The sequence below is a fragment of the Rhizobium sp. BK251 genome (assembly GCF_004345245.1).
In the GTDB taxonomy this organism is placed as follows: domain Bacteria; phylum Pseudomonadota; class Alphaproteobacteria; order Rhizobiales; family Rhizobiaceae; genus Rhizobium.
Genome location: NZ_SLUQ01000003.1, coordinates 193079 through 207619 on the forward strand (window position 1 = coordinate 193079; position 14541 = coordinate 207619).

The following is a 14541-nucleotide window of genomic DNA, read 5'->3' on the forward strand; positions in this document are numbered from 1 at the left end:
GATGTGCAGCCGGCCAGACTGCAGCCATGAAGGCGGCGGCCTGAAACACGAGGGCCCGAAATATAGGGGCCGCAATTGGCCGGGACCCTTTCGCAAGACGCCCGGGCGTATCTTCGGCACCGGGTTCATTCGGCTCTATCAACTGACATTGTCAGGCTTCGTCGGTAACGGCTGCCGGCATATACCCACATGCTCCGAATATGGCTACGAGGCGATCGCGCGGCATGGTTTGTGGGCCGGCGGCTGGATGACGCTCTTCCGTGTCGGACGATGCGGACCTGGCGGCACCAGCGGTCTTGACCCCGTGCCGGAGACGTTGGCACCACATTTCCACTGGTGGACACCCTGGCGCTACTTCCTGATTGGCAGGAAGGGCAGGGAGCCATGATCATGCCGATGGAATATCAGCTGGCGTCCCAGGACTTTGAGCGATTCCTCGCCGATGCTCGTGATATTTCCATGCTGGCAACCCGCAACCAGACCTACACGATGGTGCAGGGAGTGCTGCAGGTCTTCCGACGGCGCCTCGACCTGCGCGACGCATTGCGTTTCGCCGATGTCCTGCCGCCGGTCCTGAGGGCGATCTTCGTTGCCGATTGGGATCCAGATGAGGCGCGGCTGCCATTCGAAGACCGTGCCGCCATGGCGAGGGAGGTTCAGGCGCTGCGCGGCAATCACAATCTCTCGCCGGACACGGCAATCAGCGACGTAGCGGCTGCCTTGAGAAAGAATGTCGACGTGGCGGCGTTTGAAGCGCTTCTCGCAACGCTGCCGCAAGGGGCCAGGGACTTCTGGCACGCATGAGCACGTTCGTCGCGCTTCTGCACAGCATCGTGCTCGGCCCCGGCCGGCGGGTCGTCATGGCGGATCTGCGCGATCTGGCGGAGGACCTTGGCTATCGCAAGCCACGCACACTGGTCTCGACGGGCAATCTTGTCTTTGAGGCGGAAGGAGCGCGGCTGGACGAGATCGAAAGACAACTGGAGGAAGGCTTTCGCCGGAGATTCGGCAAGCATGTCGATATCGTCGTGCGGGATGGTGCCAACTGGGCGGCACTCGCCAGTGCAAACCCATTCAAGGACGGCGAAGGATCGCAGGTTATCGTGCGCGTCAACCGGGCACCCATCTCTCCCGAGAGAATGGAGGCGCTCAAGCCGCTGGTGAAAGAGGGGCAGCGCATCGCGCTTGCCAGCGGCGATCTCTGGATCGATTTCGGCGGCAGGCCGAGCGAATCGAGGTTGCTTTCGGCGCTGACGACAAAGCGACTCGGCGTCGGCACGCTGCGCAACTGGAACACTGTGCGCGGCCTTGCGAAAATGCTGTCAGAGACCGACTGAAGAGACCGCCAGAGGGGCGGCCTTGCGTGGCTTGCCGGCAGTCAATTGGGGCCAGCTGCAACGCCGGCCGGTGGGTCTTTTCCTTTACTAAGCCATGAAAAGCCTTTATCAGGCGGCGCGAGGCCGGCCTCGGCAGCCACCTCGACCTTTTTAACACCACCCGCATTCGTTGGCGGGACTGGACAAGGAGAAAATTTGTGTCCCAATCCGTTTCCCTGACTTTCCCCGATGGCTCCGTTCGCAGCTACGATGCCGGCACGACCGGTCGCGACGTCGCCGAATCCATTTCGAAGTCGCTTGCCAAGAAGGCCGTCGCTATCGCGATCGACGGCAACGTGCGCGATCTCTCCGACCCGGTGACGCCGGGCGCCATCGAAATCATCACCCGCAACGACGGGCGTGCGCTGGAGCTTATCCGCCACGATGCCGCGCATGTCATGGCCGAGGCCGTGCAGGAACTCTGGCCCGGAACCCAGGTCACGATCGGGCCGGTCATCGAGAACGGGTTCTATTACGACTTTGCCAAGAACGAGCCGTTCACCCCGGACGACCTTCCCGTCATCGAAAAGAAGATGCGGGAGATCATCCAGCGCAACGCGCCCTTCACCAAGCAGGTCTGGTCGCGGGAAAAGGCAAAGGAAGTGTTTGCCGCCAAGGGCGAACAGTACAAGGTCGAACTCGTCGACGCGATCCCGGAAGGGCAGGACCTGAAGATCTACTACCAGGGCGACTGGTTCGATCTATGCCGCGGTCCGCACATGGCTTCGACCGGCCAGATCGGTAACGCCTTCAAGCTGATGAAGGTGGCCGGTGCTTATTGGCGCGGTGATTCCAACAATCCGATGCTGACCCGCATCTATGGCACGGCCTTTGCGGAGCAGGCGGACCTCGACAACTATCTGCATGTCCTTGCGGAAGCCGAAAAGCGCGACCATCGCCGCCTTGGCCGCGAAATGGACCTGTTCCATTTCCAGGAGGAGGGGCCAGGCGTCGTCTTCTGGCATGGCAAGGGCTGGCGCATGTTCCAGACGCTCGTTTCCTACATGCGTCGCAGGCTCGCCGGCGACTACCAGGAAGTCAACGCGCCGCAGGTGCTCGACAAGTCGCTCTGGGAGACTTCGGGCCATTGGGGCTGGTACCGCGACAACATGTTCAAGGTGACCGTTGCCGGCGACGATACCGACGACGACCGCGTCTTCGCGCTGAAGCCGATGAACTGCCCGGGCCATATCCAGATCTTCAAGCACGGCCTGAAGTCCTACCGCGAACTGCCGATCCGACTTGCGGAATTCGGCAACGTGCACCGCTACGAGCCCTCGGGTGCCCTGCATGGGCTGATGCGCGTGCGCGGCTTCACGCAGGACGACGCGCATATCTTCTGCACCGACGAGCAGATGGCCGCCGAGTGCCTGAAGATCAACGACCTGATCCTTTCGGTCTACGAGGATTTCGGCTTCGAGGAAGTCGTGGTCAAGCTCTCGACCCGCCCGGACAAACGCGTCGGCTCGGACGAGCTTTGGGACCGTGCCGAAAGCGTCATGCTGGATGTGCTGAAGACGATCGAGGCCCAGTCGGGCGGGCGCATCAAGACCGGCATCCTGCCGGGCGAAGGCGCCTTCTACGGACCGAAGTTCGAATACACCCTGAAGGACGCCATCGGCCGCGAATGGCAGTGCGGTACGACCCAGGTCGACTTCAACCTGCCGGAGCGCTTCGGCGCCTTCTACATCGACCAGCATTCCGAGAAGACGCAGCCCGTCATGATTCACCGGGCGATCTGCGGCTCGATGGAGCGCTTCCTCGGCATTCTGATCGAGAACTACGCGGGCCACATGCCGCTTTGGGTGTCGCCGCTGCAGGTCGTGGTCGCGACGATCACCTCTGAAGCGGACGGCTACGGTGCCGAAGTCGCCGAGGCGCTGCGCGAGGCGGGCCTCAACGTCGAGACGGACTTCCGCAACGAGAAGATCAACTACAAGATCCGCGAGCACTCGGTCACGAAGGTGCCGGTGATCATCGTCTGCGGGAAGAAGGAAGCCGAGGAACGCTCGGTCAACATCCGGCGCCTGGGTTCGCAGGCGCAGACTTCGATGCCGCTCGACGAGGCGATCGCCGCGCTGGAACTCGAGGCAACGCCGCCCGACGTCCGCCGCAAGGCGGAAGCCAAGAAGGCGAAAGCAGCCTGAACAGCAAGCCATCTGGCAGCGCTTTTTTCACCGCGCTGTCAGATGGCTGACACATAGTTGAAATATACGCGCCCTGACTGATTGAGGAGCGGGTCAGCCCCGACGCAATTTGAACTTCAAAGAACTGTCCTATGCCAACGAGCGAGACCCGCGCATCAAGCGCTGGCTCATCCGCTCCATCGAGGGCCTTTCCGGTCGCGATCGTTATGCGCGCCTCTACGACATCTGGCGTTCCGACATCGTCGGCAAGAGCGAGCGTGTCTTCGGCAAGATGCTCGACCTCATCGACGTGCGCATGGACGTCCGCGGCTCCTGGCCGCCGCGTGACCTCGAGGCCAACACGCCGGTCGTGATCGTTGCCAACCATCCCTTCGGGATCGGCGACGGGATCGCGGTGCTTGCGCTTGCCGAGCAGCTTGGCCGGCCGTTCAGGGTGCTGATCAACAACGAGTTGCTGAAAGTGCCGGAGATGGCGGATTATTCGCTGCCGGTATCCTTCGACGAAACCAAGGAAGCGCTTGCGATCAACATGCGCACCCGCCATGAGGCCCTGCGGCTTCTAAAGGAAGGGACGACGATCATCATCTTTCCGGCGGGCGGCGTCGCCACGGCGAAGAAGGGTTTCGGAAAAGCCGAGGACCTGCCCTGGAAGATGTTCCCCGCCAAGCTCGTCCAGTCGGCGCATGCGAGCGTCATTCCGATCTATTTCCAGGGGCAGAACGGCAGGCTCTTCCACCTTGCCAGCCGTGTTTCCCTGACCTTGCGCCTTTCGCTGCTGGTGAGAGAGTTCCGCAGGCTCTCGGGGAGCACGATCACCTCCTATGTCGGCGACGTGATCTCCTGGGAGGCGCTCAGCAGCGGCAGCGATCGCAAGGACGTGCTTTCGCGGCTCTACAGCGCAGTCTTTTCCATGGCTCCGCCGCGGCGGCAGTTCCTCAGGAAGGCAAGCGCTCTGGGCTGAGCGACCGGCCGGCGCACTATTAGCAACCTCTCTATTGCGATCCTTTTTTCCAATCCTCGGCTGTTTTGAGGCGATATCTTCGCGTCTCTGACGTCGGGTGTGGCGCGCGGAAGAAAACCTCCGTGCACTTTGTTTGGGAAAGGACATTTGGATGAGTGATGAGCGGCCGGAAGGCATAGAGGAATATGATGCTCCGGCCGGTGGCTGGGGCGCTCTCAAGGCCGTGGCCAAGGCGATCAAGGAGCAGCAGGTTCTCGCCCAGGGCCCGTTGACGCTCCTCAAGCAGAACCAGCCGGACGGCTTCGATTGTCCCGGCTGCGCTTGGCCCGATCCGAAACACACCTCGTCCTTCGAATTCTGCGAGAACGGCGTCAAGGCCGTCACCTGGGAAACGACGGCAAAGCGGGTGCCGCCCGAGTTCTTCGCCCAGCATACGGTGAGCGAACTCTGGACGTGGTCCGACTACGAGCTCGAAAATCAGGGCAGGCTGACCCATCCGCTCATTTACGACGCAAAGACCGACCGGTATGTGCCGATCGAATGGGACGAGGCATTCGCCAAGATCGCCGAAGTGCTGAATGCGCTTCCGGATCCGAACATGGCGGAATTCTACACCTCCGGCCGTGCCTCCAACGAGGCGGCCTTCCTGTTTCAGCTTCTTGCCCGCGCGTACGGGTCGGGCAATTTTCCCGACTGCTCCAACATGTGCCATGAGGCAACCAGCGTCGGCTTGCCGATGTCGATCGGCGTCGGCAAGGGCACGGTGACCCTCGAAGACTTCGATCATTGCGACGCGATCTTCAGCTTCGGCCACAACCCGGGCACAAATCACCCGCGCATGATGGCGACGCTGTGGGAAGCATCGCGCAGAGGCGTGCCGATCATTGTCTTCAATCCGCTGAAGGAGCGCGCCCTCGAGCGATTCGCGTCGCCACAGCACGCGGTGGAGATGGCTACCTTCTCGTCGACCAATATTGCCTCGGCCTACTATCAGGTCCGGCCAGGCGGCGATGTCGCGGTCTTCAAGGGCATGATGAAGCGCGTATTGGAACGCGACGAGCAGGATAAGCTTGCTGGCGGCCCGGGTGTCCTGGATCTCGAATTCATTGCCGAGCATACGAGCGGCTTCGACGAACTGGTCGAGGACCTCAATGGGACGAGTTGGGACGATATCATCATCAAGAGCGGGCTCTCGCGTGAGAACATCGAGAGCGCCGCGGACGTCTATGTCCAGGCAAAGAAGGTCATCATCGCCTACGGCATGGGGCTGACACAGCATGCCAACGGCACCGCGAACGTCCAGCAGATGGTCAACTTCCTGCTGCTGCGTGGAAACATGGGTCGCGAGGGTGCCGGCATATGCCCGCTTCGCGGCCACTCCAACGTCCAAGGCAACCGAACCGTCGGCATCACCGAAATCCCGAACGACGCAATGCTGGACGGAATGGAGCGTGCTTTCGGCTTCCGCCCGTCCGGGAAGAAGGGCAATGCCGCGATCGAGTCCGTCGAGGCGATCGAAGCGGGCCATTCCAAGGCGCTCATCTGCCTAGGCGGCAATTTCGCGGTTGCCATGTCGGATCCGGAACGGACCTTCGCCGCGATGCGCAAGCTTGAACTGGCCGCGTTGATGGCCACCAAGCTCAATCGGTCGCACCTTTTGATCGCAAAGAACACGATCATCCTGCCTGTTGTCGCGAGGACGGAGCTGGATGTGCAGGCAAACGGTCCGCAATCGCTCACAGTCGAGGATTCGATGTCGATGGTGCACGCGTCGCGCGGCTTCCTGAAGCCGGCCAGCGACAATCTGCTCTCGGAGCCGGCAATCATCGCCGGAATCGGGAAGGCCACGATCGGAGACCGCTACGGGATAGATTGGGATTGGCTCATCGCCGATTACGACCGCATCCGCGACAAGATCGAGGTGGTCTTCCCCGACTTCTTTGATTTCAACAAGCGGATTCGCGAGCCGGGCGGCTTCCGTCTTGATGTCGCCGCGAGCCGCCGTGAGTGGCGGACTGCAAGCAAGAAGGCGAACTTCCTGGTCATCAAGGGTGTCAACGAGGATCCTCGCCTCCTGCAGCCCGACACCCTGACCTTGACGACGATCCGAAGCCACGACCAATATAATACCACTGTCTACGGCCTCAATGACCGCTACAGAGGCGTCTTCGGTCGCCGCGACGTCGTCTTCCTCAACAAGGACGACCTTGCGGATCACGGCCTCAAGGAAGGCGATCTCGTCGATATCGAAGCGGCGGCCGCTCCCGATGACTCGGACAGCCTGCCGAGGATCCTGCCGCGTTTCACGGCCGTCGCCTACAACATTCCGCGCGGCTCGGCGGCCGGCTACTATCCGGAGATGAACGTACTGTGCGCGCTTTCGCATTACGACAAGCGGTCGGGCACGCCTTCCTATAAGGCGATCCCCGTCAAGATACGCGCTGCCGCTGTCTGAAGGTAGAAAAGGCGGACGGCAGTCTCAGTCGAGGTTGCCGTCGTCGGCCGGTTGGGCCTGCTGGTCCTGCATCAGAACTTCGACATCGGTGTTGCCCCCGGCCTTCACGGTGAAGTCGCGCTGGTAGATCTTGTCCTTGTTGCGGGCGACGGCTGAATACTCGCCTTCGGCCAGCACCATCTCCGGAAAAGCGCTCACGCTTTCGCCGACGATATCGCCCGAGGCCGTCAGGATCGACCACGCCGTGTCGGCGATAGCCTCGCCGCCCTGTTCGGAAACCAGCTTGAAGGTGATCTTCGCGGCACGATGCTGGATCGTCGCTTCCGTCAGCTTGCCGGCCTCGACCTGGATATCGGCGCGGATGACTGCGTTGACGTTGCCGTATTCGGAGACGACATGGTAAGTGCCGGCACTTAGCCGGACAACCGTATCGGGCTTGACGTCGGCCATCACGAGGCCGCGCTCGCCGTCTTCCTTGACGTCGGACGAATAGATGGAAAAGCTCAGCTCATCCGGGCGAATGCGCGAATCCGAGCCGGAAATCGCGTTCAGGACGATGCCTCCCGCGTCCAGCACCATCACCTGCTTATCGATATCACCACTGTCGGGCACATGCAGCTTCTTGGTCGCGAAGGCGCGACCGAAGGAGACATTGACGAAATAGTCCCCGGGCGCGAGCTGGAAGGCAGCCGGCCCGCCCTCGGCACTGGCCACCAGGGGCAGCTTGCCATCCGCACCGGCAATCGGATTGAAGACGTACCAGGACAGTCCCTCCTGGACGGACTCGCCGTCGGTCGTCAGTTTCGCCTCGAGGCTGACGTCGCGCAGCATGGGGGCGGCGGCACCCGCGCTGCCCGGCGCGATAAATGCATTGAGCTTCGGCATCTTGGCCGTGCTGTCGAGCTGCTTGAAGTTCTTGAAAGCGTCTTCCGCCACCGCCGCCAGCGGCGTAACTGAGAGCATGGCTGCGGCCAAGCCTATGCGTGCTAGAGGCAAAATGCCTGACATGTGGTTTCTGGACCGATTGACTTCCTGAGAGACAGAGGCCACTTCAAGACCAATCCAATGGCAAATTCAAGACGTAACGTACCTCAGGCAGCAAAATGAAAGCCTCCGCTTATGAAAAATGACGTCAAGCTCCTCGATTACCTCACCGTCCGCCGCTCCATTCCGGCATTCCAGATGTGCGAGCCGGGGCCGAGCAGGGCCGAGATAGAGGAGATTCTTCGACTCGCCTCGCGCGTACCTGACCATGGCAAGCTGGCTCCCTGGCGCTTCATCGTCTATCGCGGCGACGAACGGGTCCGTATCGGTGAGGAGCTCCTGAAAATGGCGCTGCAGGCAAAGCCCGACCTGTCCGAGGAGATGATCCAGGTGGAGCGCACCCGCTTCACCCGCGCGCCTGTCGTCGTCGCCGTTGTCAGCAAGTCGGGACCGCATTTCAAGATCCCGGAGTGGGAGCAGCAGATGTCGGCCGGCGCGTTGTGCCTCAACCTGCTGATGTCGGCTAATGCGCATGGCTACGTCTCGAACTGGCTTACCGAATGGTACTCATATGATGAACGTGCCTATCCCTTGCTGGGCATCGCGCCCGGCGAGCGGCCGGCAGGCTTCATCCACATCGGGTCGACCACTTTCCCGGCGGTCGAGCGTCCCCGTCCAGAGCTCAGCGAGACCGTGACCTGGCTTGGCGGAGAAGGCGCCTGATGTTCTACACGACGGATACCAACAGGCACGGGCTGGCCCACGATCCCTTCAAGGCGATCGTGGTGCCGCGCCCGATCGGCTGGATCGGTACCAAGGGGGAGGACGGTTCGCTTAATCTCTCTCCCTATTCCTACTTCAACGCTATTTCCGACAGGCCGAAAATGGTCATGTTCTCTTCGAGCGGACGGAAGGACAGCCTCCACAATGCGGAGGAGACCGGCGTGTTCACGACCAGTTTCGTCAGCCGTCACCTGCTCGAACCGATGAACATGTCGTCTGCCAGCGTGCCCTATCATATTGACGAGTTCGCGCTTGCCGGCCTGACGGCGCGGCAGGCCCAGCTCGTCGACGCTCCCTATGTCGGCGAGGCGCTCGCCGTCCTCGAATGCCGGGTGACGCAGGTGGTCGAACCGAACACGCTTTCCGGCGAGCCCTCTGGGAATGTCGTCGTATTCGGCGAGGTTGTCGGCATCCACATCGACGAGTCGATCATTAGGGAAGGACGCCTCGACATGAGCGTCGCGCGGCCGATGGCTCGCATGGGCTACATGGACTACAGCGAAGGCAGCGACGTGATCGAGCTCAAGCGCCCACCGCGGTCCTGATCGCTTGAAGCGCGGCGCTAGGGCGCGAAGACGGTATTGATGATTTCGACCTGGCGGGCGTTTGCGGCCAGCTTTCCGGAGAAGCCCATCGCCTTGGCCCTGCGGCACTCAGCCGTGAAATGCTCAGGGTCGCCGGACGGGGCAGTAAGGTCGATCGAGGCGACCGAGGCTGCTGCCGCGCCAATGAGACAGTGGTCCCTTGCCGTTTCCAGAGGCGGGGCGAGCCTGCCATCCGGCAGTTGCCAATCTTCAAGCTTCAGATGCTGCGCAAGGCGGTCTGCGGACCAGGCCAATGCCTGGAGGCGGGTGGACTTCCTGGCATAGGTCATGCCCCCGAAGACGCCGGTCGATGTATCGGCGGGAAGGGCGACGATGCCCATGCTTCCTGCGGCAATTCCCGCAACGGCTTCCTGCGCGGAGATCATGACGTCGACCTTCTGGATGTCGGCGCCACCTGCCGATTCGGGGATAATGAAGCCATCCGGTGCAAAGGGCGTCAGCGCGATGATGTCGTCCTGGAGCAGCGCCGACGACGCAGCGTGAACCATGACGTAGAGCGCCGAGGCGAGGCGAGACCGATGACGCACGAGCCAATCCGCGACCTGGGCCCTGAGGTGTGCAGCTTCCTCGGGACCGGCATGCGACAGGTCAATCACGAAGGCGTCGGCGCCAGCAATCAGTGCTGCGTCCAGTTGCTTCGTGTCGCTCGCCGAAGCGACATGCCATGATCGTCTCAAACGCCGCTCCTTCACCGGTGTTCTGCCAGTTCTTGCCCTAACGGCATCTTCCAACGTAAGCGCCAGCCGGCCAACGGGTCTCGTCCGGCGAATGGGCGGAAGGTTAACAGACTTGGTGAACCAATCGTAAACTTTTCAGAGCTAGCCTGAGCATTGAAATCAGGGCGTGGAATCATCCCGCCGGTGCTGGGGCATTACATTGATCGTAGAAGCATTTCTTCGTTGGGCCGAGACTGCAAAGGCGGGAGACAGGGCAAAGGCGGCAAATGCACTGGGACGAGCTTACCTTCGGTCAAGAATGGCCCCCGAGGAGCGCAGCGCCGCAGAGATGGCAATGACCTTTCTTCTGGATGATCCTTCGCCTCGCGTCAGGCTGGCGCTGGCCGAGGCGATATCCGATTCAGCCGGCATTCCGCGAAGCATCGTTCTTCCCCTTGCGGAAGACCAGCCGGAAATCGCCTGCCATGTCATCGCGCTTTCGCCGCTGCTGACGGATGCGGATCTCGTCGATCTTGCGGCGCGCGGCAGCAGTGCCACCCGCGTGGCGATTGCCGCGCGCCGGACAGTTTCCTATTCCGTTGCCGCGGCACTTGCCGAGATCGGGGACGAAGACGAGGTGCTCTGCCTGCTTGAAAACAAAGGCGCTTCCATATCCCGCCTTGCGTTGAAGCGTATCGCAGAACGTCTCGGCGACCTTGGCCTGGTTCGCTGCCGGCTGCTGGAGCGGAACGGACTGCCCTCGGAGGCGCGGCACCTGTTGATGCAGCATGTCAGCAATGCACTGGGCTCGCTCGGGCTCGCGCAGGCGGCGATCGGAGCGGCGCGGCTCGAACGGGTCACTCGCGAGGCGAATGAGGCGGGCACCGTGGCGATCGCCGGCGGCGTGTTCCATGAGGAGATCCCGGCGCTCGTCGAGCATCTGAGGACGTCCGGGCGGCTGACGCCGTCATTTCTCATGCACGCGCTCTGCTCGGGAAAGGTTGACTTTTTCGCCGGCGCGATCGTCAATCTCTCCGGTTGCGAGGAGCGGCGCGTGCGGTCGATCATGGCGAGCGGGCGCATGCATGCGGTGAGGGCTCTTTTCGAATCCGCCGGCCTGCCTCGCGAAATTAGCGTCGTCTTCGTCGAGGCGACCTTGCTTTGGCGCGAGACCTCGAAGAAGGCGACAGGAACTCTCCGCGAGAATGTCGCGACGCGCCTCCTCGGCAAATTCCGCGGGAAGGGCGAGCGATCAGGTGTCGTCGCCGAACTGCTCGACATGGTGGAAAAGCTGAGCATTGCAGAGCGGCGTCAGCAGGCACGCGCCTATGCGTCTCTAGCGGCCGCCTGATCGGGCCGCTAAGGTTTCGCAGGTTCGCATGCTGTCTGAAAGGGAGGGCATCTTGTCCGTCACAATATCCGTCGAGGCGCCGCGTCAGGATGGCGTCATTCGCCTGCTTGAATTGTCGGATGCCTACGCGCAGTCGCTCTATCCACCCGAGAGCAATCATCTCCTCGATCTCACATCGCTCGAGAAGCCGTCCGTGACCTTCTTCGTGGCCCGCAACGGCTCGAGTATCGTCGGCTGCTGCGCGCTCGTCGAGGCAGGCGACGGGACCGCCGAGATCAAGAGAATGTTCGTGGATACCGACGCGAGGGGATTGAAGGTCGCGAGCCGACTGATGGATGCACTCGAAGATCAGGCGAAACAGAAGGGCCTTTCTGCGCTGCGTCTCGAGACCGGCATCAGGCAGCCGGAAGCCATCAGCCTCTACCGAAAGTTCGGCTATGCCGAGATCGACCCCTTCGGCGAATACGAACCCGATCCGCTTAGTCTGTTCATGGAGAAACGCCTGGCGTGAAAGCGGATCCGCGCCGCGGATCCGGGATCAGCGTTCTACTGCGCGCTGGGGTGGCGGTTCGTCGATCAGGATTTGCGGTGTCGCCTCGGCGTGCTCCTCCGCCGACTGGATCTCGCGGATCCATTCGCGCCAGATGGCAACGATGAGGGCCATCAGCACCGGCCCGATGAAGAGGCCCAGAAAGCCCATGGTCTTGACGCCGCCGACCAACCCAAAAAAGGTCGGAAGGAAGGGCAGCTTGATCGGGCCGCCAACAAGCTTTGGCCTCAGGGTCTTGTCGACGATGAAGAGCTCGATCGTGCCCCAGAGGAAGAGGCCGATGCCGGCGACATGCGAGCCGCTTGCCACGAGGTAGATCGAGACCAGCGTGAAGGAGGCGGGAGCGCCGCCGGGGACGAGCGCCATGATGCCGGTGAGGACGCCGAGCGTCACGGGTGACGGCACGCCGGCGATCCAGTAGGCGACGCCGAGCACGATGCCTTCGCCGATGGCGATCAGCGTCATGCCCATTACGGTCGAGCTGATCGTTGCCGGCACGACCCGCGAAATGCGTTCCCAGCGGTTCGGTAGGATCCGCTCGCCGAGGAGGTCGATCTGTCTGGTGAAGGATGCACCGTCGCGATAGACGAAGAAGAGCGCGATCAGCATGAAGAGCAGCGTCAGCACGATATGGAAGGCGCCACCGCCGGCCGCGAGAACGGCACGGTATATGTTGCCGATGTTGGCGCCGCTGACCGCCTGGATCAGGTCGCCGATCGCACCGGGACTGCCGATATATTTCGTCCATTGTTCGTCGACCCAGCCGCCGACGCCGGGCAGGGCAAGCATCCAGGCGGGCGTGGGTGCGCCTGCGCGGTTGGCATGGATCGCCCAGGTGACCCATTGGCGCACCTCGCCGCTCGTATAGCTGACGGCAAGCGCAATCGGGATGACGAGGAAGGTGACGATCATGATGATGGCGATCGTCGCCGCAATCGTGGTGTTACCGCCGACGCGGCGCAGCAGATCGCGATAGAGGGGCCAGCTTGCAAAGCCGATCACCAGCGCGGCGAGCACCGGCACGACAAAGCCGTAGAAGAAGTAGATGCCGGCCGCGGCGATCAGAACCAAAAGCCAGCGAGCCGCGGAAATCGACGGAATCAACGGAATTCTTGCAGAGGTTGAGGCACTCAACCACCGTGGTTCGTCTTTAGGCTGGCGACGTTCGAAAACACCCAATTTATCTTTGCCTTTTGATATCCATCATTGCTTATGAGCCATGATAAGGGCCGTTTCAAGAGGGCTGCCCGGAAAGGGTATATGAACCGTCGCCCGGCGGCCAATCGGGCGACGGGCAAGGGCTCCGAGAGATCATTGCGGGCGTCGGAGCACCTTGAAAGCGTAGAACTGGCTCTTCTGGCTCGAGCTGAAATTATTGTCGGAGGCCAGCACGAGAACGTCAGTTCCGTCCTTCGCTTTACCGAAGGAGATAGCCTCGATATTGTCGGGGACAAGACCGATGGCGCGCAGGTCGAGCACCTGGCTCTTGCGCACGGGCACGATCCTCTCGTCCGTCTTGGTCAGCGACGGAACGGAGGAGACATCGGTGGCGCCGTCGAGGTCCATCATCATCACCCTGATGGTGTTGCCGAAGCCCTGGGCGTAGCTGCGTTCGACCGCGAGCACGTGCCGGTCATCGAGCGCCAGCATTTCGGACATGCCGTTGTCATTGCCGCCACTTGCCTTGGTTGCTGCCTGCGGGATGAGGGAGACGGGATAGACATATTGTGCGGCAGGCTCTCCGTTGGCGGCATTGTAGCGGATGATGCGGGACAGGCTGCCGCCCGTCAGCGTCGCCGCGGCGCCGTCCTGGTAAAGCGCTGCCTCGAGACCGACGAGCAGGTCACCTGATTTCAGGAAGGTCAGGGCTTCAAAGGCGAGGTTGTCTCGGATGCCGCTCGTCTTGTCCGCTGTGGGCGCAAAGCCCTCGGGGAGTGAAAACTCCCTGACGAAGCTGCCATCGGGCGCGGCGACGCGGACGAAGGGAGGAAGCAAGGCCTTCCCGTCACCTTCGCTGCTCCAGTAGATGCCGTCCCTGCCGACGCGGATCGATTCCGGATCGACAGTGCGTGCCGCGAAGGGTTCTCCGTTCTTGTCCTTCAAGGTCACTTGCCTGACGACGGACACGCCCTTGAGGCCGGTAGCGTCCAGGTCGAAATCGAGTTCGTAGAAGCGGGCTGCCGCCTTTTCGGAGCGGTCGTCGCTGATGGCGATGTAGTGGCCGCTGGCCGGATCAAAATCTAGGCCTGAGATACCGCCGAATTCGACGTCGTTCTCAGTGTGGCCGGTCGGGATGACGAATTCGCCGAGATAGGAAAGGCTGAATTCAGCGCTGCAATCGCCGAAGGGGCAGGGAACGTCGGTCGTCGCGCCGATATCGGTCGCGTGCGAGGTGCCGGAAAGGAGTGTAACCGCCATGCTTGCGGCCAGAACGAAATTTTTCATGGCAATGTCCGCAGTTAAAGGAATTTCATGAAGCAGAACGGTCAAGCCTGAACGCCGCGCCAGAAAAGCGCGGCATGCCTTGCGTGCAAGCCTGCCGGGAAGGATTCCATGCACTGCTTCTTTGACGGATTCGTTACGACTTCACGTCGTTTCCATGAAAACTGTAGCGGGCGGCGCCAACCGACCCCAATGAGGGTGGGAATAGCGTCGCCCGAAGAAGGACTCGAG

General features: G+C 61.9%; 13 protein-coding genes and 1 pseudogene. 10 read left to right on the top strand and 4 right to left on the bottom strand.

Features of this window, described 5'->3' with window-relative positions; genetic code table 11:
* Nucleotide 1: 1 nt before the first annotated feature.
* From yidD to EV286_RS08045, 6 genes are all read left to right on the top strand, one after another.
* The gene (gene yidD / locus EV286_RS08020; RefSeq protein WP_132956506.1) at nt 2-388 is read left to right on the top strand and encodes a membrane protein insertion efficiency factor YidD; all 387 of its coding nucleotides are present in this window, start codon (nt 2-4) and stop codon (nt 386-388) included.
* Nucleotides 385-804 (top strand): DUF2267 domain-containing protein, encoded by a 420-nt coding sequence (locus tag EV286_RS08025; protein WP_132956507.1) that lies wholly within the window; start codon nt 385-387, stop codon nt 802-804. Before yidD ends, EV286_RS08025 begins: the two co-directional genes overlap by 4 nt.
* On the top strand, nt 801-1337 hold the full coding sequence (locus EV286_RS08030; protein WP_132956508.1) for a DUF1697 domain-containing protein: 537 nt from the start codon (nt 801-803) through the stop codon (nt 1335-1337). The genes EV286_RS08025 and EV286_RS08030 overlap by 4 nt, the downstream gene beginning before the upstream one ends.
* Nucleotides 1338-1534: 197 nt before the next feature.
* Complete coding sequence (thrS, locus tag EV286_RS08035; RefSeq protein ID WP_132956509.1) at nt 1535-3523, top strand: threonine--tRNA ligase; 1989 nt, start codon at nt 1535-1537, stop codon at nt 3521-3523.
* A 109-nt stretch (nt 3524-3632) separates the two neighbouring features.
* On the top strand, nt 3633-4484 hold the full coding sequence (locus EV286_RS08040; protein WP_132956510.1) for a lysophospholipid acyltransferase family protein: 852 nt from the start codon (nt 3633-3635) through the stop codon (nt 4482-4484).
* Between the two features lie 151 nt (nt 4485-4635).
* A complete protein-coding gene (locus EV286_RS08045; RefSeq protein WP_132956511.1) occupies nt 4636-6939 on the top strand; it encodes an FdhF/YdeP family oxidoreductase in 2304 nt (767 codons plus the stop codon).
* Nucleotides 6940-6996: 57 nt separating this feature from the next.
* Here EV286_RS08045 and EV286_RS08050 read toward each other — a convergent pair.
* Nucleotides 6997-7947 (bottom strand): annotated as a pseudogene (locus EV286_RS08050) (hypothetical protein); the annotation flags it as partial.
* 111 nt (nt 7948-8058) lie between these two features.
* On the opposite strand from EV286_RS08050, the gene EV286_RS08055 reads away from it, so the two are divergent.
* Nucleotides 8059-8646 (top strand): nitroreductase, encoded by a 588-nt coding sequence (locus EV286_RS08055; RefSeq protein ID WP_132956512.1) that lies wholly within the window; start codon nt 8059-8061, stop codon nt 8644-8646.
* Complete coding sequence (locus EV286_RS08060; RefSeq protein ID WP_132956513.1) at nt 8646-9251, top strand: flavin reductase family protein; 606 nt, start codon at nt 8646-8648, stop codon at nt 9249-9251. Before EV286_RS08055 ends, EV286_RS08060 begins: the two co-directional genes overlap by 1 nt.
* Nucleotides 9252-9268: 17 nt before the next feature.
* On the opposite strand, the gene EV286_RS08065 is transcribed toward EV286_RS08060, so the two are convergent.
* A complete protein-coding gene (locus tag EV286_RS08065) occupies nt 9269-9988 on the bottom strand; it encodes an aldolase/citrate lyase family protein (protein ID WP_165932806.1) in 720 nt (239 codons plus the stop codon).
* Between the two features lie 199 nt (nt 9989-10187).
* Between EV286_RS08065 and EV286_RS08070 the strand changes: the two genes are divergently transcribed.
* Nucleotides 10188-11318 carry a DUF2336 domain-containing protein gene (locus EV286_RS08070; protein WP_132956515.1) on the top strand — a complete coding sequence of 377 codons (1131 nt, stop codon included), beginning with the start codon at nt 10188-10190 and terminating at the stop codon, nt 11316-11318.
* Between the two features lie 52 nt (nt 11319-11370).
* Entirely contained in the window at nt 11371-11829 is a 459-nt protein-coding gene (locus EV286_RS08075; protein ID WP_132956516.1) for a GNAT family N-acetyltransferase, read from the top strand.
* A 27-nt stretch (nt 11830-11856) separates the two neighbouring features.
* Here the strand turns inward: EV286_RS08075 and EV286_RS08080 are convergent, their stop codons facing one another.
* The gene (locus EV286_RS08080) at nt 11857-13047 is read right to left on the bottom strand and encodes an AI-2E family transporter (RefSeq protein WP_132956517.1); all 1191 of its coding nucleotides are present in this window, start codon (nt 13045-13047) and stop codon (nt 11857-11859) included.
* A gap of 132 nt (nt 13048-13179) precedes the next feature.
* Entirely contained in the window at nt 13180-14313 is a 1134-nt protein-coding gene (locus EV286_RS08085; RefSeq protein WP_132956518.1) for an esterase-like activity of phytase family protein, read from the bottom strand.
* Nucleotides 14314-14541: the final 228 nt, after the last annotated feature.